The sequence below is a fragment of the Polaromonas sp. P1_G4 genome, assembly GCF_056405475.1.
The window spans coordinates 1-724 of record NZ_JBFUCA010000990.1; the positions used below are offsets into that span (position 1 = coordinate 1).

Consider the following 724-nt stretch of genomic DNA (forward strand, 5'->3'; position numbering starts at 1 on the left):
CCTGCTATTTTTGTTACTTGGAGCCACAGCCGCCCTAGGATGATTAAGTCATAGCTTACACCGTGGCTCCGGCGTTGGGGTCATTGGGATCCTCGTCTTTTTTGGCCGGCCCTTTCATCAGGTCTTCACGCCGAATGCCTAGCCACATGGCGATTGCAGCGGCAACAAACACCGACGAATAGATCCCGAACAGAATGCCGATGGTCAGCGCCAGGGCAAAGTAAAACAGGGTCGGCCCGCCAAAGAGAAGCATGGACAGCACCATGATCTGGGTGGAACCGTGGGTAATGATGGTACGGCTGATGGTGGACGTGATCGCGTTGTCGATGATCTCGGTGGTATTCATCTTGCGATAGCGTCGAAAATTCTCGCGGATCCGGTCAAAGATCACCACCGACTCATTGACCGAGTAGCCCAGCACCGCCAGCACAGCAGCAAGCACAGCCAGTGAAAACTCCCATTGGAAGAAAGCGAAGAATCCCAAAATGATCACGACGTCGTGCAAATTGGCGATGATGGCCGCCACGGCATATTTCCATTCAAAGCGGAAAGCCAGATAGACCATGATGCCGAAAACCACCATGGCGAGCGCCTTCAGCCCGTCGTGGGCGAGTTCCTCGCCCACCTGCGGGCCGACGAATTCGGTGCGCCGCAGCGTCACATCCGGGCTGGCAGCCTTCAGGGCCGCAAGCACCTTGTCGCTTTGCTGCGCAGTGCTTACGCC

General features: G+C 56.5%; 1 protein-coding gene. It reads right to left on the reverse strand.

All coding sequences use genetic code 11. The annotated features are described in order from the left end of the window. Positions 1-55: 55 nt before the first annotated feature. The coding region (gene secF / locus AC1D1X_RS24935) for a protein translocase subunit SecF (protein WP_477699578.1) at positions 56-724 on the reverse strand (669 nt) is incomplete at its 5' end.